The sequence below is a fragment of the Salinispora cortesiana genome (genome assembly GCF_000484695.1).
GTDB lineage: Bacteria > Actinomycetota > Actinomycetes > Mycobacteriales > Micromonosporaceae > Micromonospora > Micromonospora cortesiana.
Genome location: NZ_AXVR01000034.1, coordinates 20794 through 40880 on the forward strand (window position 1 = coordinate 20794; position 20087 = coordinate 40880).

Sequence of the window (20087 nt, forward strand, 5' to 3'; positions counted from 1 at the left end):
CAACGGCCGGCCGGTGGTCACCAGAGCTCGGCGACGAGCTCCGCTGCCTGCTCTTCCCACTGCGCGTAGTGGAACGGGTACGCGGATACCTGCACCGTCTGCGCCGCGGTCGTCAGCGGCAGCTCCTGCCAGCCGTTGACGTTCTTGAGCGCCTCGAAGAACGCGGTCGCGGCGTACTGCGGGTCGGTGATCTGCTTCGGCGTGCCCCACCCGGTCGACGGGCGCTGCTGGAACAGGCCCTGCGAGTCGTGGTCGTTGTAGCTGCCCAGGTGGCCGAGGTTGTACAGCTTCGACTCCTGCAGCGCGGTCGCCACGCCGATGACCGCACCCCGCTCGCCGACCCCGGTCGCCTTGGCAACCTCGATGATCTCCTTGGCGTTCGTGCGCTGAGCGTTGTCAACCTGGATGTAGGACTGGGCGCCCTGTACACCATAGGGGATCAGCTGTTCCCGGGTGGGCGAGTCGGTGCCGTCGGTGTCGCTCGCCGCAGGCTCGGAGCTCCGGTCCGGGTCGACGGTTGACGCCGTCGGGTCCGACTCGAGGTCCGGATCACGGTCCTCGGCCTGCTTGCCGGTGGCCAGTGCGATGGCGGCCAGGGCGCCCGGATGCGGGCCACTGGTCACCGATGCCGCAGCGGTGGTCGGCGCGAGCGCGAGACCTCCGACCGCTGCCACGCCAGCCACGCTCAGAACGAGTTTGCGGTTCGGCTCCGTCGAGAGCCATTGGTACGGGGTCTTCGCGATGGCCGGGAGCCATCGGGTGAAGTCATACTTCACGATGTGCCCTTTCGGTCAGGCGAAGCGCTCCGGGTGAGCACTCCTTGGAGAACCGCCACGCGGGTTTGGTTCCGGCGGTACCGGGGACACAACCCGATCACCATGTCCGACATTCCGGGATAGCCCTGGATGGGAGTAGCTGCGGCGCAGGTCACCGACGATCGGCGGTCTCAGTAGTCCACGCAAACCGGGCAAAAGGCGATAGCAGTGCCTTACCGGACAAGGTGTTGACGAGACTGCCGCCGAGCAGGTCCCCGGTGAATCCAGCGACGCGCGGGCAGCACGTCGACCAGCGCGCCACCCAGCCACGATCCGGCCAGACTTCCCCTCCGTAGGCGGCCATCGCGAGACTGACGTAGATCGCGGAGCGGGATCCCGACAGGTACAGGGAGGCGGCCAGGCTGACGACATAGGCGACGTCCCCGAACTCGGCGATTCCCATGCCCAGCGAGGCAATCGCCAGCCGGTAGTGCTTGCGCATCATCGCACCAGCACCCGGAGGAGACCGTTGCTCTTCCCCATCTGGCCCATCAGGAGTGCCGCCCGTCGGCGTGCCCGGCGGCGGTGGTCACCCCGGGTCGTCCACCGGAGGGGGCCGCGACGCTGGCGGTTGGTCGGCCGGCTGCGGTGCTGGCGCGGCCCCGGTGGTCAGCCGACGAGTCGGCGCACCGCCGGTCTGGTTGAGCCCGACCCGCAGCAGCCGCCCGTACGAGGCCGGTGCGATCCGGGCGATCAGGTCGGGCAGCTTCGCCGACCAGCCGATGAGCACCCGGGGCCGGCGGCGTTCCACGCCCCGCAGGATCACCTCGGCGGCCCGGGCGGGTGGGATGCTGAGCAGGCGGTCGAACTGCCGCCGGCCCACCTCGTAGTCGTCCCGGTTGACGCCGCTGCCGATCCGCGCGTTCTCGGTGATCCGGGTGGCGATTCCCCCGGGGTGCACGGAGGTGACACCGATGCCGTCGCCGATCAGTTCGTGGCGCAGCGCCTCGGTGAAGCCACGGACGGCGAACTTGGTCGCCGAGTAGGCGGCCTGCCCGGGCGGGGCGATCAGCCCGAACAGGCTGGAGACGTTGACCAGGTGCGAGCCGGGATCCGCCTTCAGGGCAGGTAGCAACGCGTGCGTGAGCTGCACCACCGCACGGAAGTTGATGTCAACCACCCACTGGAACTCGTCCAGGGTCACCTGGTCGAACCGACCGCCGAGTGCCACGCCGGCGTTGTTGACCAGGAGCCGGATGCGGGGATGGCGAACGCGGACCTGCTCGGCTGCCGCCGCCGTGGCCCCCGCGTCGGCGAGATCCACGACGACCGAGTCGACCCGCCGGTCGGGGTACGCGGTGCGGACCGCGCGCACCACGGTGGCGAGGCGCTCGGCGTCGCCATCAAGCAGGACCAGGTCACTGCCGCGCGCCGCCAGGCCGTGGGCGAGGGCGGCGCCGATACCGCTGGCTGCACCGGTGACCACAGCGTTCGCGCAGTGGTAGTCGAACCTACGCACGCGCAGGGCTCCGCTCCGGCTTGCCCGCCTGAGAAAACCGGACTCCCTCGTCGGTGAGCCGGCCGTACCGCATCAGCAACAGGTCCCGTAGGTAGTTCTGGGGCAGCCGCCAGGGAGCGCGGGCCCCCTGCCGAGGCAGGGCGGCGAGGCCCCGCAGCACGTAGCCGGCGGTCAGGTCAAGGAGGGGGAGCCGCTCGCCGTCGGGCGGCGGCAGCGGGGTGACGACCTGCTGTCCGGTGCGGTCGAGGTGGGCGAGGAGTCGACAGACGTACCTCGCGATCAGGTCGGCCCGGAGCGTCCAGGAGGCGTTGACGTAGCCGACGGTCATCGCGAAGTTCGGGACGCCCGAGAGCATCATCCCCTTGTAGGCGACCGTGTCGGCCGGATCGATCGGCGCACCGTCCACGGTGAGCCGGGCGTCGCCGAGCGCTAGCAGCTCCAGGCCGGTGGCGGTGACGACCACATCGGCCGCCACCTCCTCGCCAGAGGCCAGCCGGAGCCCGGTCTCGGTGAAGGTATCGATGGTGTCGGTGACGACGGAGGCCCGGCCCACCGCGATCGCGTGGAACAGGTCGCCGTCGGGAACGACGCAGAGGCGTTGGTCCCACGGGTTGTAGCGGGGCGAGAAGTGTCGGTCGAGGTCGTATCCGGCCGGGAGTCGGCCTCGCATGGCCCGCCGCAGCAGCCGCCGGACCAGGTTGGGGGCTCGCCGGCTGAGCTGGTAGTTCGCCGTGAGCAGCAGGATGTTCTTCCAGCGGACCACCGGGTAGACCACCCGCCTCGGCAGTACCCGGCGCAGCGCGGTGGCGGCCACGTCCCGCGCCGGCAGCGCCAGGATGTAGGTGGGTGAGCGTTGCAGCATCGTCACGTGGGCGGCTCGCTCGGCCAGCGCGGGCACCAGGGTCACCGCGGTCGCGCCGCTGCCGATCACCACCACCCGCTGACCGGCGTGGTCGAGGTCGGCGGGCCAGTGCTGCGGGTGCACGACCCGGCCGGCGAACCGCTCCGCCCCGGGCAGTTGGGGCGTGTAGCCCCGGTCGTAGCGGTAGTAGCCGGCGCAGGCATGGAGAAACGAACAGGTGACGACGACCTCCGCACCGTTGTCCCGGTGGGCGTACACCGTCCACCGGGCGGTCTGGCTGTCCCAGTCGGCGCGGACGACCCGGTGTTGGAGGCGGATATGCTCGGTGACGCCGTACTCGCGGGCGGTGTCCCGGACATAGTCCCGAATGGACGGGCCGTCGGCGAGGGCCGTGGGGTCGCTCCATGGCCGGAACGAGTAGCCGAGGGTGAACATATCCGAATCCGACCGAATGCCCGGATAGCGAAATAGATCCCAGGTGCCGCCGATCGCATCACGCGCCTCGAACACGGCGTACGTCTTCTCGGGACAGTGCCGAACCAGGTGACAGGCCGCGCCGACACCGGAGAGGCCGGCCCCAACGATGAGCACATCAACATGGTTGCTCGTGGCCATGGTGTCTCCCGTAAACGAGCCTGTGCACTGGACTCTATCCAGCCCCATCAACGCGTTCAACAGGTCCCGGAAACCCACCGCGGCGAACCGGGTCCGGAGCAGGCGATCGTAGCGGATGATCGGTGGCGTGGAACCACGACCCAAACGCGGCCACCACTGCCTGCCGCACACCGCCGACGTACGCATCGAGGCGTGGGCTCCGACGCGGGAGGAGTGCGTGGCCGAGGCGGTCACCGCCCTGGTGGACACCTTCGTTGACCTGGGCCCCACGCAACCCACCGCCGAACGGATATACCACGCCCCCGCCGACGAGGACACAGACCTCCTGGTGAACATCCTCGAGGAGGTGATCTTCCGGATGGAGACCAGGGGCGAGCTGCCACTGCGTACCGAGGTTCGCGCCGACGGCGCCGACGGGCTACACGTACGCTGGCAGACCACCGACGCCGACGCAGTGGAGCTGATCGGCGCCGTACCGAAAGCCATCTCCCTGCACGAACTGCGCTTCGGCCCCGACGGCCCCCGCTGGTCCTGCGCGCTCACCGTGGACGTGTGAGCCGGCACAACCGTCAGATCCGCGCGGCCCGCCCGGGCATCAACCCTTGACGACACCGATCGGCACCAACCGGGCTACCTTCCGGCACAGCCCGGCGCCCTCGGTCGCCTCGACCACGGCGTCGATGTCCTTGTACGCCGCCGGCATCTCCTCGGCCAGGCCCCGCCGGGAAGCACCGCGTACCGCGATGTTCCGCGCGACGAGTTGCTCGCGCGGAACCTGGCCGCGCTCGGCCCGCACCGCCTGCTTCCGGCTGCGCACCCGCCCGGCCCCATGACAGCTGGAGGCGAAGGCCGGAGCATCGGAGATCCCGGTCAGCACGTAGGACGCGGTGCCCATCGACCCGGGGATGAGTACCGGTTGCCCGACCTCAGCCAGCTCCGCCGGCAGGTCCGGGTGTCCCGGAGGCAGCGCTCGGGTGGCACCCTTGCGATGCACACAGAGCGAACGCCTCTCGCCATCCACCCCGTGGGACTCGATCTTCGCCTGGTTGTGTGAAACGTCGTAGACCAGGTCGAGGTTCGCACCGGTGACCCGACGAAAGACCAGCCGGCTCACGTGGGTGAGCAGCTGACGATTCGCCCGGGCGTAGTTGGCGGCAGCGGCCATCGCGCCAAGATAGGCCTGCCCCTCCGGAGACGAGACCGGGGCGCAGGCGAGCTGCCGGTCCGGCACCTCGATGCCGTAGCGGCGCATCGCCTTCTCCATCCGGCGCACATAGTCGGCGCAGATCTGGTGCCCCAGCCCGCGCGAGCCACAATGGATCATCACGCAGACCTGCCCGGGCCGTAGCCCGAAGACCTCCGCGACGCGCTGGTCATACACCTCCGTGACGGCCTGTACCTCGAGGAAGTGGTTGCCCGAACCGAGACTGCCCACCTGCTTCGCGCCGCGCTCGATCGCCCGCTCACCGACCGCCGCCGGGTCCGCGTCACCCAGCGCACCCTGGTCCTCGCAGCGTTCTAGGTCCCGCTCGACACCGAAGCCGCGCTGCACGGCGTACCGCGACCCGTCGCGCAGCACCCCGTCCACGTCCGAGCTGCCCGACAGGTGCCACGCCGCGCCCCGTCCCGCCCCCCGCGGCGTCGCCTCAGCCAGCCCATCCATGACCGCGTCGAGCCGGGGACGAAGCCCAGCCAGATCGAGGTCGGCCGTGAGCAGCCGAACGCCGCACGAGATGTCGAAGCCCACCCCGCCCGGAGACACCACCCCGCCCGCCGCCACATCGGTGGCGGCCACCCCACCGATCGGGAAGCCGTAACCCAGATGCACATCCGGCATGGCGAACGAGGCATCGACGATGCCGGGTAGCGTGGCGACAGCCGCGACCTGCTCCAACGACCCGTCCGCCCCGATCTCCGGCAGCAGCGCCTCGGCCGCGAACACCACTCCGGGAACCCGCATCGGGTCCCGCCGGTCGATCCGGAAACGGTGCGGCGACTCCTCAACCAGCTCCACCCGCGCGACCTACCCGGTCCGGTGCGGCCTACACGCTGGCCGGAGGACGACGCATCGCCCACACCCGCGGTCCCCCGCCCGGCACGGTCACCTCCCCGGTCACCTCGAACCCACACCGCCGGTAGAACCGCAGGTTCGCTGAGGCGGACGTCTCCAGCGTCGCCGGCAGGCCGGCCCGGTCCGCCTCGACCAGGCCGGGACGAAGCAGGCGCGAGCCGACTCCCCCACCCTGGCCCGCCGGGCACACCCCCACCGTGGCCAGCAGGAACGCCGGCTCCGCGGACCGCAGCGGGGCACAGGCCGCCTCCGCGGCGAGCATCGCCGGATGCCGGTCCCCGGCATACTCCGCGTCCCCGGCAGCCACGTCGGCCCAGACCTCGTCGGGCACCGGCCGATCCGATCGCAGCCACACCGCCACCGCCTGCGGGTGACCGTGGGTGTCCAGCGCCGCCCAGACATCCCCGTACGGGAAACCAACCGTAGTCAGGGTTACCGCGAAGAGATTTGCCAGCCGTTCCCGATGCCGATCAGCGCCGACGGTCCACGCGGTCCAGGAGTAGCCATCAAACGCCTCGGCCAGCACCCCGGCCGCTGCGTCAACCAGCTCCGGCCCGATTCGCCGTACCTCCACGAACGCCCTCCTCAGCCATCCCGATCCGAACGGCGATCCTCGCATCACCGCAGCATCCGCCGCCGGGAATATTCGCGCCGCATCCACCCGGTCGACGACGGTTCAGCCGGGCCCGGCCAGCGCCGGCGGCCGGTGCCGCACGTACGTTGTGATCTTCAGCTCGGCCGCGATCACCAGCACCGACGACGCCGTCAGCACCACGCTGTAGAACCCCGCCGACTGCCCCACCGCCGTGAGCTGCAACGGTAGCGTGGTCATAAACTGCAGATAGACCACGGAGCTGAGCAGCATGGCCCCCAGGTAGAGCAGATATCGGGTGTCCCACACCAGCATGCTGTATCCGGAACGGCCGGGCGAAGCAGCACCAGAGGCCGTGGTGGGCAATAGGAACAGCGCGATCAGCGAGTAGGTCAGCGCGCTGGCCGCGTCCACCCAGTAGAGCAGGTCCAGTCGACCAGGATGAGCCCCGCCGCCAGCAGCGGCCCCAGCGCCGCCCCCATGTTCATCGCGGTGCGCAGCATGGCGAACGCCATCACCTGCAGGTCACCCGGCATCAGCTCGCTGAGCATGGTTGCCGCCGCGCCGGTACGCCTGGGTAGTGAGCCCGCTGAGCAGCACCACCACCAGCAGTACCGGAAACAGGCCAGTGAGCAGCGGCGCATAGCCGAATCGCTGTTAGAAGGAGCGCTGCGCCGGATAGAGCCCGCTCAGCCGGGAACCGCGATCGCGCATGTGTTCCTGGAGCGCCTCGATCAACGCCGTGCCGATAACAAACGTTAACTATAAAGCAGAAATATCGGACATTACTTTCGACGAGAAGCACCCTAAGGCGCATTTGGGATATACACTGTCCGGGCGTTTCGCACCCACAGTACGAAAACGCCCGGGTCCGGTCGGTAAACGGAAATGGATCGGGTACGGGGCGCGCGTCTGACCTGACCGATGAGTGGGTGATCGTCGAGCCGCTGCTGCCGAATCACAGCCGGTAGAAGGCCCGGTAGCGGCGGAACAGCCGCCACTGCACCACCACCGCCGCCACCGTCAGCAGCATCATCACCAACGTCGCAGCGGCGGCATAGCCGTAGCGCAGGTACTCGAAGCCGGTGCGGTAGATGAACAACGACAGGTAGGTGGTGGCATACGGCGGTGGGCCACCGTCGGTCACCACGAACGCCGGCACAAAGGAGAAGTGCAGGCTGGCGATCAGATCCCGCACCACCAGCAGGGCCAACACCGGCGCCATCAGCGGCAGGGTGATCCGGCGGAAGACGTCCCAACCGGTGGCATCCTCCAGGGCCGCGACCTCATAGACATCCGCTGGCAGGGCCCGCCGGGCGGCGAGCAACACCACAAAGGTCTCGCCCATGGTGAACACGCTCATCAGGATGATCGCGGCGCGGGCGTCGGTGGGGTCGGTGAGCCACTGCGGCGGGGTACGTCCGAGCACGGTCAACCCGTTCTCGCCACCGACCCGCAGCAGCTGGTTGATCGGGCCGTACAAGGGGTTGAACAGCCAGAGCCAGAGCAGGCCATAGGCGATCTCGGGTACCACGGTCGGCAGCAGCGCCGCGACCCGTGCGGGACGGCCCCCGAAGGACCGGCGATGCAGCAGCAGCGCCAAGCCCAGTGCAAGCAGCACCCGAAGCGGCACGGCCACCAACGCGAACACCAGCGAGTTGGCCAGCGCGACCCGGAACACCGGGTCCGTCACCAGCTCGGAGATGTTCGCCAACCCGGCCCAACTCGGCGGGTTGACCAGGTCGTACTCGGTGAAGGCCAGGGTGAGCGTGACCGCGGCGGGGACCAACACCAGACCGACCAGACCGACCAGATACGGCGCCAGCATCACCGCCACCTGCCGCTGCCCACGCGCCGCCGGCCCTACCCTGGCGCGCGCGGGCTCACTCCTTTCGCTCAAGGCACGCACCGGAGCCCGGTGGCGGCGTCGAAGACGTGCGTATCGGCCCAGCGGACCCCGACTCGAACCGCATCGCCGCGGGCGGGCCGATGGGCGGCGGGCACCCGGGCCACCACCGGGTTCCCGGCGCGGAGGGTGAGGTAGGCGTAGGCGTCCGTACCGACCACCTCAACCCGGTCCACGGTCGCCGCCGTGCCGTCGGACACCCCCAACACCACCGCCTCCGGGCGGAACCCGATCTCCCGGTCGCCGGCCATCCCCGCCGGCGGAGCACCGGACGGGTGGATCGGGCCAGAGCTGGGAAGCACGTTCATGGCTGGGGAGCCGACAAAGCCCGCCACGAACCGGCTCGCCGGGGTGTGCCAGATCTCGTCCGGCGTCCCAACCTGCTCTACCCGGCCGTCGCGCAGCACCGCGATCCGATCGGCCAGCACCAACGCCTCGGTTTGATCGTGCGTGACATGCACCATCGTGGCGCCGAGCCGGTCGTGCAGGGCCCGCAGCTCGGCCCGCATCTGCACCCGCAGCGCAAGGTCGAGGTTGGATAGCGGCTCGTCGAGGAGAAAGACGTCCGGCTCCCGCACCAACGCCCGGGCCAACGCGACCCGCTGTCGCTCACCGCCGGAGAGCTGCCCGGGTCGCCGGCCGAGCAGGTGCGCCGCGCCGACCTGCTCGGCGGCGGACCGGGCCCGCTCCCGGGCCGCCACCTTCGGGACATCCCGCACCACCAGGCCGAACGCGATGTTCTCGGCGACGGTCAGGTGGGGAAAGAGCGCGTACGACTGGAAGACCATCGACACATTGCGCCGGCCCGGACGGTCAGCGGTGACATCCCGGCCGGCGATCCAGACTCGCCCGGTGGTAACCGGCTCCAGGCCGGCCACCACCCGCAACAGCGTCGACTTGCCGGCGCCGGAGGGGCCGAGTACCACCAGGAGCTCTCCCCGGGCCACGGTCAGCCGCATCTGCCGCAGAACGGTGACGCCCCGGTAGGCGGCACTCACTCCATCCAGAGTCAGTCCGGCATCGTGAGTCACGACGGCATCGTGGGTCAGGTCGGCATCGTTCACCCGTGCTCACCACGGGCGAACAGCGGGCGGGTCTGCTCATCCAGGGCACGGATGACCTCGTCCAACCGGTCGCCCCGGTACAGCGCGTTCTCCAGGATCCCGGCGGTCACATCCTCGACCTCCGGCCAGGTGGAGATGGTCGGCAACGTCCGGAGGGTGGGAATCGTGTCGAGGAAGACCGTCGCGTTGCGGGGTGGCTGGGACGAGTCGAGGAACACCGGGGACTGCGAGACACCGATGTGCGACGGCACCGTCCGCCCGGTGGCGGCGATGATCTGCTGCCCCTCGGCGGAGATGGCGAATTCCAGGAACCGCCACGCCGCATCCTTACGCTTGGCGCCCCGAGGCATGCAGTACGCATCCGAGTGCAGCACGCCGACCTGGTCCTGGTAGACCGGCAGCGGAGCGACGTCCCACTCAAAGCCGGTGATCGAGCGGAAGGTGGTGGTGGAGCGCCGGGAGGACATCAGCATGGCGAGTCGGCCGTTGGCGAAGCGAGACTCGTCGTCCTCCGCCTCGACCTCCGCGTCGGTGGGCACCACCCCGTACGCCTGGCGGAGGTCGATCAGGTTCTTCAGCGCCTCCCGGCCGGTCGGGCTGTCCAGGGTGAGCCGGGTCGGTCGCTCCGGGTCGTCGACGATCTCACCGCCGCCGGACCAGGTGAACGGGGCGACCCGGATGATCGACGGCTCGACGCCGAGCCCGTGCACGGCCGGGCGGGCAGCGGCCCCCTCACTCTCGGTGCCCTTGACCACCACACCACGGTCGTCCCGGGTCATCGCGATAGCGGTCCCGACCATGTCGTTCCAGGTCCAACCCGGCGTCGGCTCGGAGACCTGGTATTTGGCGAAGAGGGTGCGGTTGTAGTAGACGGCGAGACTGGAGACGTTCTGCGGCAGGCAGAGCTGTTTGCCGCCCCAGCTGAAGGCCTCCATCGCCACCGGATAGTAGTCAGCGGGATTCACCTTCTCGGAGGCCGCGATCCGCTCGTCCAAGGGCTCCACCACGTTCTTCGCAGCGAACTGGCCATAAAAGCGGTAGTTCATCAGGAACAGGTCCGGTGGGGCACCCCCGGCGACCGACGTGGCGAGCCGGGCCAGCAGGTCCTTGCGGTCACTCGCCTCGATGAGCTGCACCTCGCTACCGGGCTGTGTCTGACCGTACGCCTCGATCAGCGTGCGATAGGCGGCCAACTCCTCGGGGGCACCGAAGACCAGCAGTCGCACCGGCCCGTCGGAGGCGGCCCCGGGTCCGGCTGCGCAGCCGGCAGCGAGGAGCACGGTCGCGAGCAGCGCCGCCAGCAGCGCCCTGGGTCTTCTCATGGCCGGTTCCGTCCTGTCTGGTCATCGTGGTGGAAAAATCGGCGCTGGGCGAACCAGAAGACCAGCACGGCCGGGCCGGTCGCCAGAACCGCCCCGGCCAGAAACACCGGGAAGTTCGTCGGATCCAGCACCGACAGCGAACGCAGCGCCAAGGGCAGGGTGAACAGGTCACGGTCGTACACGTAGATCAGTGGATCGAGGAAGTTCGACCAGGTCAGCACGAAGGTAAGGGCGGTGATCGCGGCAGTGACCGGACGCACCAACGGGAGCGCGACCCGCCACCAGATGCCCATCGGAGTCATGTCCTCCACCAGACAGGCGTCGTAGAGGTCCCGCGGCAGCGCCCGGAAGGCCAGGTAGTAGACCAGGACGAAGAGCGGGGAGGTACCCAACAGCGCCGGAGCGATCAAGGGCACCAGCGTATCGGTCAGCCCGAGCGCGCGGAAGATCGTGAATCGGGGTACCAGCAGTGCGGTGGCCGGCACCATCAGGGCTACCAGGGAGGCCACGATGACGAGGGCGGCCCCGCGGGGTGCGAGCCGGGCCAGCGCGAAGCCGGCCAGCGCGGCGACCAGCACGCTCAGCGGCACGGCGACGACCGCGACCAGCAGCGAGTTGAGCGCGGCGCGCAGCACCCCGCCGACCTCCAGGGCCTGTCGGTAGCCGGCGGTGGAGACCGGATCGGGAATCAGCTGCGGGGTGGGGGACGGCGGCAGACCAGGCTCGGTGAGCGAGCCCGAGACCAGCAGCAGGAACGGCGGGACGAAGACGAGCAGGACGAAGAGCGCACCCAGAGCACGCCAGATCCGGCCGATCCTCCCGGACAGCGGTGGGGGGCCGCTGGCGCGGCCCCCCACCCGGTTGGTGGTGTGAATGATCGACCTACTTCAGGTTGAGCTGCCAGGCGCCGAGGCCGTGTGAGGCCGCGTAGAGGACCCGCTCGCCCGGCACGATGGTGAGCCCGGCGACCTCCACATTCGGCATCCCACCGCCGGCCTTGGTCCAGCTGGTCCGCCCCTCGGCCAGCCGCAACACGCCGAAGTCGGTCGAGGCGTACAGGTCACCGGTGACGTCGTCCCGGACCAGGTCGGTGATTGGCTGATCACCGAAGTCGTACGAGCGGTCGGTCCAGGTCGCCGTCGTGCCGGCGGTCGTCACCTCGAAGGCGTGCCCGAGCGTCTCCGGCGTGTTCGAGTTGAAGCCGCTGTAGGAGACCCAGGCCCGGTTCGGGTCGCTGGGATCGATGTGGACACTGGTGACGAAGCGGTTCGGGGTGCCCGGGTTGTCGATCCGGGTCCAGGTCACCTCGGCGGCCGACTCGGCGTCAACGTTGTGGCTGACGAAGACCCGGCCGGTGCTGGTGGCCGCGTAGGCGGTGGCGGAGTCGGTGTCGACCCGCTGGACCACCGAGACCGCGCCGCCGGCCCGGTCCCCCCACGCCTCGTCGGTGAGCGGCGTGGCCCCCAACGCCTCCCAGTCCCCGCACTGCTCCTCGAAGGTGCCGGTCCAGGTGTTACAGATCCGGTTGGCCTCCTCGATGCTCCGGTCGCCCAGGCCGAAGGTCTTCGTCCGGTACACCGAGCGCCCGGTACCGGCGAACATCGTGCCGCTGACCACCGGGTCGCTGATCACCGGAGCGTAGAAGAGGGTGCCCGGCTGGCCGTAGATCGGATCCGCGGTCCAGATCCACTCGGCGATGTCGCCGCTGGCGAAGTTCACCTCCGGTGACGCGTTGAAGAAGGTGTGGAAGCGGAACTCGGGCTTGCCGACATCGAAGCCGGAGGCACCGCCGTCACCGATCATCGTGTTCGTCCAGCGCCGCCGCTCGCCGTTGTTCTCCCAGGTCCCGTTGTCCTGGGTGCCGCCCTGCAGCAGGTTCACGTCGTGCGGGCTGACCGACAGGCTGATGAACTGCAACGTGTTCATGCCCTTGTTGACGCTCTCCAGCTTGCTCGGGATCCGGGAGAGCATCTGCTTGCAGCGATCCTGCTGGGCCGCCGTGGTCAGGTTGCGGTCCGGGTTGTCACACCAGGCGGAGCGATCGACGAAGTCACCGCTGGAACGCATGATCCCGCCGTCGTTGGCCTCGAAGAACTGGTACGGGTCCCGTGGGTGGGTCACGATCGCGTGCTGGTCCGGGTGCAGACCGTTCGGGTGCAGCTCGTCGGTGCCGTCGAAGGTCATGTCGGTGCCGCTGACCCCGGCGTCGGTGGAGAGGACGACGGCCCGCTTGTGCGCGACCGTCTCGCCGTAGACGTAGGAGCCACCGGTGTAGACGATGTCCGGATGCCCCGGCGGGGTGTGTACGAACATGTCGTACCAGCACTGGCCGGTGCACTGGTTGTAGGTGGCGTACCCCGGGTCGGCCGGGTTCGAGCTGCTCAAGTCGGTGAACGTGGGGGTTCCGCCGGCCACGTCGTCGCTGCGCAGCAACCGCGAGTACGGGTTGCCGAAGTTGCCCTCGTAGACGTACATCCGGGTCTTGCCGTCCGGCAGCGCGGTGACGTCGATGGCGGCCCGGGTCTGGAACAGCTCCGGGTTGAGCGACGGCTTGATCTGCGTCCAGCTGGCTCCGGCGTCCGGGGAGCGCCAGACACCACGACCGTACGACGACGCGTACACGATGTCGGAGTTGTTCGGGTCGAGCTTGACGTAGCGGACGCCGCGCGGCGAGCAGACCGCACTGTTGCCAAACTCGTCGGCGTCGCCGGTGCAGTCGGTGGCGGCGGCCGATCCGTTGTGGATGAAGTTCCAGTTCTTGCCACCGTCGGTGGTCTTGTACAGACCCCACTTCTCGGCGTCGGGCACCGGTCGCGTCACGCCCGTGCAGCAGGCGCTGGACATACCGCGTAGCGCGGTGGTGGTGGCGACGTAGATGGTCTTCGGGTCGTCCGGCTCGATGGTGATCTCGGCGATGCCCTTGCCGGCGAGCACCTCCTTGCCGAGCGGGCCCTGCCAGGTCAGACCGCCGTTGGTGGACCGGTAGAGACCGACACCGGCGACACATCCGGAGCCACAGATGTTCGCCTCACCGGTACCGACGTAGATGGTGAGCCCGGTCCGGTCGTTGCGGTCGATCTTGACCGAGCCGGCCGCGTTGATGCCGAGCGGCCCGCCCAGGTAGAACCACTTCGGCTCGGCGGCGAGGATGTTGAGGGTGCCCCAGACGCCACCACCGGAGGGCGTGGCGTACGCCCGGCAGAGCCACCGGTTGCAGTCGGGGCTGATGTCGAGGGAGGTCACCCGGCCACCGGCGACGTACTCGTTGGGAACGTAGTTGAAGGCGTTGCGATACTCGGTGAACGGGTACACCGCCTCACTCGGCCCGACGTTGGTCCACCGTTGGCCGCCCCCGCCCCGGCGCTCCGCCGCCGCAAACGCTGCCTTCGAACGATCAACCTCGGCGAGGCTTACCTCGTTGGCCGGGTAGGCCCGCTTGAGGAACTCCTGCTGCGCGGCGCCGCCCGGACCGTCCAGCGACATGCCGTCATTGCCCGGTATCGACCGACGCATCTGCTCCAGGTGGGCCCCGAGGGCGTTCGGTAGCTCGCCGTCCCCGGTCGCCGCGGCGGCGGCCGGCACTTCGGTGCCGGCGAGGTGGATTCCGGCGACACCCGTCGTCGCGGCGAGGGCAACGACCGCTAGTCCTGCGAGTAGCTGGCGACGTCTGCGCTTCACAAGGTTCCTCCCGAAGAAGGCGTCGCCGCAGCGCGGCCTCCGGGATTGGCAACCGTCACTGGCAGCGTCCATCCAGGAGGATGGCAGAGGAGGCCCGGCAGGCACAATCCCCTACCCTCCATCGATCGATGATTGTGGGTGAATTCAACATCGCGGCCGCCGTAAACCGGTGCACGTCCGACGCCGTGGAAGAATAGGGAGTTCGCATCGAGCGCCACGGCAGGAGAGTCGGTCACATGACAGCGGTCGGTCCGGAGGAGCTGCGCGCCGACTGCTCCCGATGCGTAGGGCTCTGCTGCGTGGCGCCCGCCTTCGCCGCCTCGGCCGACTTCGCGATCGACAAGCCGGCCGGGCGTCCCTGTCCGAACCTGCGCCCGGACTTCCGCTGCGGAATCCACACCAAGTTGCGGAGCCGCGGCTTCCCCGGCTGCACCGTCTTCGACTGCTTCGGTGCCGGTCAGCGGGTGACCCAGGTGACCTTCGGGGGGGGGCGGGACTGGCGGGACGACCAGCCCACCGCCCAGGCGATGTTCGACACCTTCACCGTGGTACGGCCGCTCCACGAGCTGCTCTGGCATCTGACCGAGGCGCTGACGATGGAGCTGCCCGCACCACTGCGGGCCGCACTGACCGAGGTGCTCGCCGCCACCGACCGGCTGGCTGGCGGCGACCCGGAGTCGCTGCGGTCGCTGGCCGTTGACGCGCACCGGAGCAGAGTCGTTCCGCTGCTGGCCCAAGCCGCTGACCACGCCCGGGCCCGGGGTGGCCGGCCCGGCGTTGACCGACGGGGCGCCGCCCTACTCGGTGCCGACCTGCGCCGAGTCGACCTGCGCCGGGCGAGCCTGCGCGGCGCCCAGCTGCTCGGTGCCGACCTGCGCGGAGTCGACCTGACCGGCGTGGACCTCACCGGCGCGGACCTACGCGGGGCCGACCTGCGGGGCGCGGACCTGTCGGGCGCTCTCTTCGTGCACCAGTCACAGCTGGATGCGGCCCGCGGTGACCGGGCCACCGCTCTTCCGCCGCGGCGCAGCCGGCCCGCGCACTGGGCAGCCCCGCCGCGCGCCCGCGGCGCGGCTGCGCGTTTCCCCGGGCGGCGTCCGGGTAGGTGACCGGGGGTAAGCCGGGTTCCGGTCGCCGCGGCAGGTGCGGTGGCCGGGGTGGTCACCGCGAGCCAACGGGCGGGAGTGCGCCATGACCGAGCAACACCGATTCGACCTGGCCGACACGGACGAACCGGACGGCGCCACGGCGATGGAGGCGTCGCTTCGGCCGCCGGGCGACTCGCTGCCGCAGACCGAGGACGTCGGTGACGACTTCGCCGACCTTCCCGCCGAAGAGCGGCGATCGGCGCGGGAGATCAGTCGGGCCGGTTACGACGTGGCTGACGTTTCCGGGGCCGTCGACCCGAACCGGGAGTGAACGGTCACCGCGGCACTCGTCCAGCGGGGTAGGTCACTCCCCCCGCTGGGGACGTCGCGTCGCGCCGGTGACCGGTGGCGGGACCAGCACCGCGGCGGGACGCCGCCGCGGCATTAGCCGGTCCCGCAGCCGGGCGGCGGCGTCGCCGGCGGTGGCGGCGAGCATCGGCGCCAGCGGGGTGGTGCCCATCAACGCGACCTCCTCGGCCGGGCTGGTGGTCCCGTCTAGGAAGCGCAGCACCCGTTCGGCCGGGTTGCGGTCGAAGAGCCGGTCGAAGAAGTCGGGGCCCGCCAGCGGGCCCCGGTCCAGCGCCCGCAACGCGACCGCGTCCAGCCACCGGTGCCGGCGGGGGTACGCGGGTGCCGGCACCGGCGCCCGCCCGTCGGCGAGCGCCGCGGCGATCTGCCCCGCCTGCCGGTGCATGGCGGCGAACGTGAAGCCGGTGGAGGGTCTGGTGGCGCCACCGCCGGTGCCGAGACGGATCACCCGGGGCGAGGGCCGCGGGTCGAACGGACCGTCGGTCATCGGGATCACCCCGTTCTCCACCTCCCGCACTCGCAGCCGGACCGGGTCCAGCCCGAGCCGGTCCCGGTACCCGGCCAACGCCGCGTCGTAGCCGGCGTCGGTGAGCAGGCCGGGAGTGAACTCGGTGTACTCGACCAACGCGTACCGGTCGGTGACCGGCAGCACGTACCCGAACGAGACCCCCCGATCCGGCTGCGGGGTGCGGAAGTCCATCAACACCGCCCGGCCCGGGTCGAAGAGCGGCCGGTCAGCCTCGAGCCACCAGCCACGGAAGTGCTGGAGCCAGTTGGTCCGCCCGGCCCGCCGGGGCGGGCGCGGCCGGGAGTCGAGGACCCAGGATGCCCGCAGCGTCGATCCGCCGGCATGGACCGTGACCCGGTCACCGTCGTCCTCGACCGCCTCGGCCGGGGCGACGACGCGGACCGCACCGAGCCGCCGCTCGGCGGTGGCGGCCCGGTCGTACACGGGGGCCGAGCGCAGCATCGCGTACCGCAGCGGGGCGAGGTCGAGCACGCGGTGTCGCTCGGAGGTCGTCACCTCCACCTGTGACCAGCTCGCCGTCAACATCGGGTCGAGCCCGTCGTCGGGTCGGCCCCAGAACGCCCAGGTCCGGTCCTGTCCGCGACGACGCACCGGATCGACCACCGCCACCCGCAGACCGCGCACGCCGCACCGATCCAGGGCGGCGAGCACGAGGGAGGCCGCGCCGCCACCACCGACCAGGGCGAGGTCAACATCGACGGTGGGCACCCGTACACGCTGTCACATCCACGACCTAGACCATCGGCGGACCGGTCGTACGACGGCCACCAGCAGCGCCACGACAAGGTAGGGCGCCACCGCCACCGCGAACGCGACCCGGTTGCCGGCGACGGTGGCGAGCAGGCCGTACCCGACATAGCACGCGATGATCGTCGTGTCGGTCGCCATCCCGGCGAGCGAGGTGACGGTGGCGCGGGCCGGGCCGACGATCCGCGTCTGGAGCCGGACATCGGCGAGCACAGTGGCCAGTTGGAAACCGCAGAAGGCGACGCCCACCAGCAGGAACCCGACCGGGTGACCGATCAGCGCACCGGCGGCGAGCGCCCCGGCGGACCCACCGACCAGGCCGGCGTACCCGCGGTGGCCCAGCCGCTCCCCCGCCGGGGCGAGCAGGCCGCCGACGGCGACACCGACCCAGGTAAGTACGAGCAGTAACGGCACGGCCGGCCCGCTCGCCCCGACGTCTCGGGCCAACAGCGGGAGATACTCGTCGAGCGCCCCCCACCCGGCGGCGACGGCGGCGACCAACAGCACCGCCGCGCGCACCGTCCGATCGGCGTGCGCCTCGGCCAGCCCGCCCCGCAGGGAGGCCCACCAGCCGTGTTCACCGTCGTCGCGGTCGGCGCTCGGCCCGGCGGCCGGCTCGCGGTGCTCAGGTAGGCGGGTGGCGACGGCGGCGGCCGCCAGGCAGGCCAGGACGCTCGCCACGCCGAGAGCGGGGTAGCCGCCGAGGGCGAGTACCGGCACCGCCAACAGGAGGGAGGCCAACACGCCGAGGGTTTCCGCGGTACGGGCCCGGCCGATGACACGGGCGTACCGGCTGGCTGCGCCAAGCCGGTCGAGGCCGGTGTAGACCAGGGCCTCCAACGCACCGGAGGCGAGCGCGCCGCCAACTCCCCAGAGCAGGAAGCCCACCGCGAAGGCCGGGTACGAGGGCACGAGCGTCCAGAGCGCGAAGCCAGCGGCGGTCACCAGCGGCGCGAGACAGAGCAGCAGCCGCCGGGAGACGGCGTCGGCCAACGCCCCGGAAGGGATCTCCAGCACGATCGAGCTGGCCGACCAGATGACGAACAAGGTCGAGATCTGCCACACCGTCAGACCGGTGTCGGTGAACAGCAGCGGGTAGACGGGGTATAGCAGGATGAGGTCGCGCAGGAACGCGTAGCCGTAGAGGGCTGCCGCGAGTGACCGGACCCGCCGGTCGGGCGCGGCGGTCGGGCCCGGGTGCGGGCCATCTCGCAGTGGGGTCGTGTCGGAGATCATCGCTTCTTCCCGTGGGGTGAGTGCGGACACCGGAGGTACGGCGACCGCGGTGGCCCACGGGAAGGGCACTCAGCGGTGGATCAATGTCGCCAGGTCATGCGGCCGATGGTAGCCGTTCACCGGGCCGGACCGACGGCCCCGTGCTCACCGGCATTGCCGGCCAGCCGAGCGGTCCTCGCATCCGATCGATCGTGGCTATCCTGGCCACGATCGACAGTTAGGAGTTGGCATGCGCCAGGGCAAGGTCATGGTCACCGCTTCGCCGCGAGAGCACACCGCGCGCTAGTCGGTCCCACCGTCGGGCTCACGCCCCACGGTGTAGTGCTCCTCGCCGCGAAGCGGTCGCTCCCACGACGACCGTTTCCCCTTGCTCGAGGAGCTATTTTGCATGCCCTTGCCTCCGCGCGTCTCGGCGCGGACTTCACCAAGCTGTGGACCGCCTCAGCCGTGTCCAATGTCGGTGACGGAGTCACCATGGCGGCCGGTCCACTGCTGGTCGCCTCCATCACCACCAATCCGGCGCTCATCGGTGGCGCTGTCTTCGTCCAACAACTGCCCTGGCTACTGTTCGCCCTGATCAGCGGCGCCTACGTCGACCGGCTGGACCGCCGCAGGCTGGTGGTGGCCGTCAACACACTGCGCACCGCGGCACTCACCGCACTAACCCTCGCCGTCGCCACCGACACCACCACGGTCGCTCTGGTCTACGGGGTGTTCTTCCTCCTCGGCACCGGGGAGACCCTGGCCGACACCGCCGCCAGCGCGTTCCTGTCCGCCATCGTGGCACCGGACCAGTTGGCCAGCGTGTCACTGGGCCGGTTGACGGGGCCCGCCGTCGCGGCGGTGACCGTCGCCGGACACGTGCGAGGCACCCTGCTTCGCCCGGGGCTCGTCCTGGTCGGTCGGGGCACCGCGCGCGTACTTGTCGAAGAAGCGCAGCAGCTCCACCGGGAAGGGCATCACCAGGGTGCTGTTCTTCTCCGCCGCCACATCCGACACGGTCTGGAGCAGCCGCAGCTGGTACGCGCCCGGGGTGTCCGCCATCGTCTGGGAGGCGTCGGCGAGCCGCTGGGATGCCTGGTATTCACCGTCGGCGGCGATGACCCGGGCCCGCCGGTCCCGCTCGGCCTCGGCCTGCCGAGACATCGACCGCTTCATTCCCTCCGGCAGCGAGACGTCCTTCACCTCGACCCGCTCGATGTTCAGCCCCCACGGCTCCTCGGTCGGGTCGTCAATCACCGACTTGAGGTCGGCATTGACCTTGTCCCGGTCGGCGAGGAGGGTGTCCAGGTCCACCTTGCCGATCACCGAGCGCAGCGCGGTCTGCGAGATCTGAAGCACCGCTGCCGGATACTTCTCCACATTCACCAGGGCCTTCACCGGGTCCACCACCCGGAAGTAGACCACCGCGTCGACCTTGAGGGTCACGTTGTCCCGCGTGATCGCCCCCTGCGCCGGCACGTCGATCACCGTGGTCTGCATACTCACCCGAACCATGCGGTCCACGATTGGAATGATCAGCCGCAGGCCGGGTTCCCGGACGGGGAGCAGCACCCGCCCGAACCGGAAGACCACCCCGCGCTCGTACTGCTGCACGATCCGCAGGCTCAGGGCAGCGAGCAGCACCGCAACCACTACCGCGATCACCCCGCCGATGACGCCGGCTGCCATGGCACCCCTTCCGGTACGCCGCCACGGCTCCCCCGTCGCGGCCTCGTCCTCGACGAACGCCGG

The 20087-nt window shown here is 70.3% G+C and carries 19 protein-coding genes and 1 pseudogene; 5 read left to right on the forward strand and 15 right to left on the reverse strand.

Features of this window, described 5'->3' with window-relative positions; all coding sequences use genetic code 11:
* Nucleotides 1-17 precede the first annotated feature (17 nt).
* The 4 genes from K228_RS0115655 to K228_RS0115670 all read right to left on the reverse strand — a co-directional run bounded on the left by K228_RS0115655 (nucleotide 18) and on the right by K228_RS0115670 (nucleotide 3751).
* Nucleotides 18-776 (reverse strand): hypothetical protein, encoded by a 759-nt coding sequence (locus K228_RS0115655; RefSeq protein WP_025619286.1) that lies wholly within the window; start codon nucleotides 774-776, stop codon nucleotides 18-20.
* Nucleotides 777-927: 151 nt separating this feature from the next.
* Nucleotides 928-1260 carry a hypothetical protein gene (locus tag K228_RS25690; RefSeq protein WP_025619287.1) on the reverse strand — a complete coding sequence of 111 codons (333 nt, stop codon included), beginning with the start codon at nucleotides 1258-1260 and terminating at the stop codon, nucleotides 928-930.
* Between the two features lie 84 nt (nucleotides 1261-1344).
* Nucleotides 1345-2274: an SDR family NAD(P)-dependent oxidoreductase gene (locus tag K228_RS0115665; protein WP_025619288.1), complete on the reverse strand. Its 930-nt coding sequence runs from the start codon at nucleotides 2272-2274 to the stop codon at nucleotides 1345-1347.
* On the reverse strand, nucleotides 2267-3751 hold the full coding sequence (locus K228_RS0115670; protein WP_025619289.1) for a flavin-containing monooxygenase: 1485 nt from the start codon (nucleotides 3749-3751) through the stop codon (nucleotides 2267-2269). Before K228_RS0115670 ends, K228_RS0115665 begins: the two co-directional genes overlap by 8 nt.
* Before the next feature lie 115 nt (nucleotides 3752-3866).
* On the opposite strand from K228_RS0115670, the gene K228_RS0115675 reads away from it, so the two are divergent.
* Entirely contained in the window at nucleotides 3867-4307 is a 441-nt protein-coding gene (locus K228_RS0115675) for an archease (protein ID WP_025619290.1), read from the forward strand.
* A gap of 39 nt (nucleotides 4308-4346) precedes the next feature.
* Here K228_RS0115675 and K228_RS0115680 read toward each other — a convergent pair whose 3' ends face one another.
* The 3 genes from K228_RS0115680 to K228_RS26445 all read right to left on the reverse strand — a co-directional run bounded on the left by K228_RS0115680 (nucleotide 4347) and on the right by K228_RS26445 (nucleotide 6828).
* On the reverse strand, nucleotides 4347-5765 hold the full coding sequence (locus tag K228_RS0115680) for an RtcB family protein (RefSeq protein ID WP_025619291.1): 1419 nt from the start codon (nucleotides 5763-5765) through the stop codon (nucleotides 4347-4349).
* Nucleotides 5766-5793: 28 nt separating this feature from the next.
* Entirely contained in the window at nucleotides 5794-6396 is a 603-nt protein-coding gene (locus K228_RS0115685; RefSeq protein WP_025619292.1) for a GNAT family N-acetyltransferase, read from the reverse strand.
* Between the two features lie 102 nt (nucleotides 6397-6498).
* Nucleotides 6499-6828 carry an MFS transporter gene (locus K228_RS26445; protein WP_025619293.1) on the reverse strand — a complete coding sequence of 110 codons (330 nt, stop codon included), beginning with the start codon at nucleotides 6826-6828 and terminating at the stop codon, nucleotides 6499-6501.
* 66 nt (nucleotides 6829-6894) lie between these two features.
* On the opposite strand from K228_RS26445, the gene K228_RS28355 reads away from it, so the two are divergent.
* The gene (locus K228_RS28355) at nucleotides 6895-7176 is read left to right on the forward strand and encodes a hypothetical protein (RefSeq protein ID WP_155251586.1); all 282 of its coding nucleotides are present in this window, start codon (nucleotides 6895-6897) and stop codon (nucleotides 7174-7176) included.
* A gap of 196 nt (nucleotides 7177-7372) precedes the next feature.
* On the opposite strand, the gene K228_RS0115695 is transcribed toward K228_RS28355, so the two are convergent.
* The 5 genes from K228_RS0115695 to K228_RS0115715 form a co-directional block, all read right to left on the reverse strand.
* Nucleotides 7373-8242, reverse strand: a complete 870-nt coding sequence (locus K228_RS0115695; protein WP_025619294.1) for a carbohydrate ABC transporter permease — start codon at nucleotides 8240-8242, stop codon at nucleotides 7373-7375.
* Between the two features lie 68 nt (nucleotides 8243-8310).
* Nucleotides 8311-9384 (reverse strand): ABC transporter ATP-binding protein, encoded by a 1074-nt coding sequence (locus K228_RS0115700; RefSeq protein WP_050580998.1) that lies wholly within the window; start codon nucleotides 9382-9384, stop codon nucleotides 8311-8313.
* A complete protein-coding gene (locus tag K228_RS0115705) occupies nucleotides 9381-10706 on the reverse strand; it encodes an ABC transporter substrate-binding protein (RefSeq protein WP_025619296.1) in 1326 nt (441 codons plus the stop codon). Before K228_RS0115705 ends, K228_RS0115700 begins: the two co-directional genes overlap by 4 nt.
* A complete protein-coding gene (locus tag K228_RS0115710) occupies nucleotides 10703-11563 on the reverse strand; it encodes a carbohydrate ABC transporter permease (protein ID WP_025619297.1) in 861 nt (286 codons plus the stop codon). Before K228_RS0115710 ends, K228_RS0115705 begins: the two co-directional genes overlap by 4 nt.
* Before the next feature lie 25 nt (nucleotides 11564-11588).
* The gene (locus tag K228_RS0115715; RefSeq protein ID WP_025619298.1) at nucleotides 11589-14384 is read right to left on the reverse strand and encodes a beta propeller repeat protein; all 2796 of its coding nucleotides are present in this window, start codon (nucleotides 14382-14384) and stop codon (nucleotides 11589-11591) included.
* 236 nt (nucleotides 14385-14620) lie between these two features.
* On the opposite strand from K228_RS0115715, the gene K228_RS0115720 reads away from it, so the two are divergent.
* Together K228_RS0115720 and K228_RS0115725 are read left to right on the forward strand one after the other, a co-directional pair.
* Nucleotides 14621-15493 carry a pentapeptide repeat-containing protein gene (locus tag K228_RS0115720; protein WP_025619299.1) on the forward strand — a complete coding sequence of 291 codons (873 nt, stop codon included), beginning with the start codon at nucleotides 14621-14623 and terminating at the stop codon, nucleotides 15491-15493.
* Between the two features lie 82 nt (nucleotides 15494-15575).
* The gene (locus K228_RS0115725; RefSeq protein WP_025619300.1) at nucleotides 15576-15803 is read left to right on the forward strand and encodes a hypothetical protein; all 228 of its coding nucleotides are present in this window, start codon (nucleotides 15576-15578) and stop codon (nucleotides 15801-15803) included.
* A 33-nt stretch (nucleotides 15804-15836) separates the two neighbouring features.
* Here the strand turns inward: K228_RS0115725 and K228_RS0115730 are convergent, their stop codons facing one another.
* Both K228_RS0115730 and K228_RS0115735 read right to left on the reverse strand, forming a co-directional pair.
* The gene (locus tag K228_RS0115730) at nucleotides 15837-17078 is read right to left on the reverse strand and encodes a lycopene cyclase family protein (RefSeq protein ID WP_025619301.1); all 1242 of its coding nucleotides are present in this window, start codon (nucleotides 17076-17078) and stop codon (nucleotides 15837-15839) included.
* Nucleotides 17079-17090: 12 nt separating this feature from the next.
* Nucleotides 17091-18353 carry an MFS transporter gene (locus K228_RS0115735; protein WP_025619302.1) on the reverse strand — a complete coding sequence of 421 codons (1263 nt, stop codon included), beginning with the start codon at nucleotides 18351-18353 and terminating at the stop codon, nucleotides 17091-17093.
* A 384-nt stretch (nucleotides 18354-18737) separates the two neighbouring features.
* Here K228_RS0115735 and K228_RS27265 point away from each other — a divergent pair.
* Nucleotides 18738-19163 (forward strand): annotated as a pseudogene (locus K228_RS27265) (MFS transporter); the annotation flags it as partial.
* Here K228_RS27265 and K228_RS0115750 read toward each other — a convergent pair.
* Nucleotides 19161-20024: a slipin family protein gene (locus K228_RS0115750; RefSeq protein ID WP_025619303.1), complete on the reverse strand. Its 864-nt coding sequence runs from the start codon at nucleotides 20022-20024 to the stop codon at nucleotides 19161-19163. The pseudogene K228_RS27265 and the gene K228_RS0115750 overlap by 3 nt on opposite strands.
* Nucleotides 20025-20087 lie beyond the last annotated feature (63 nt).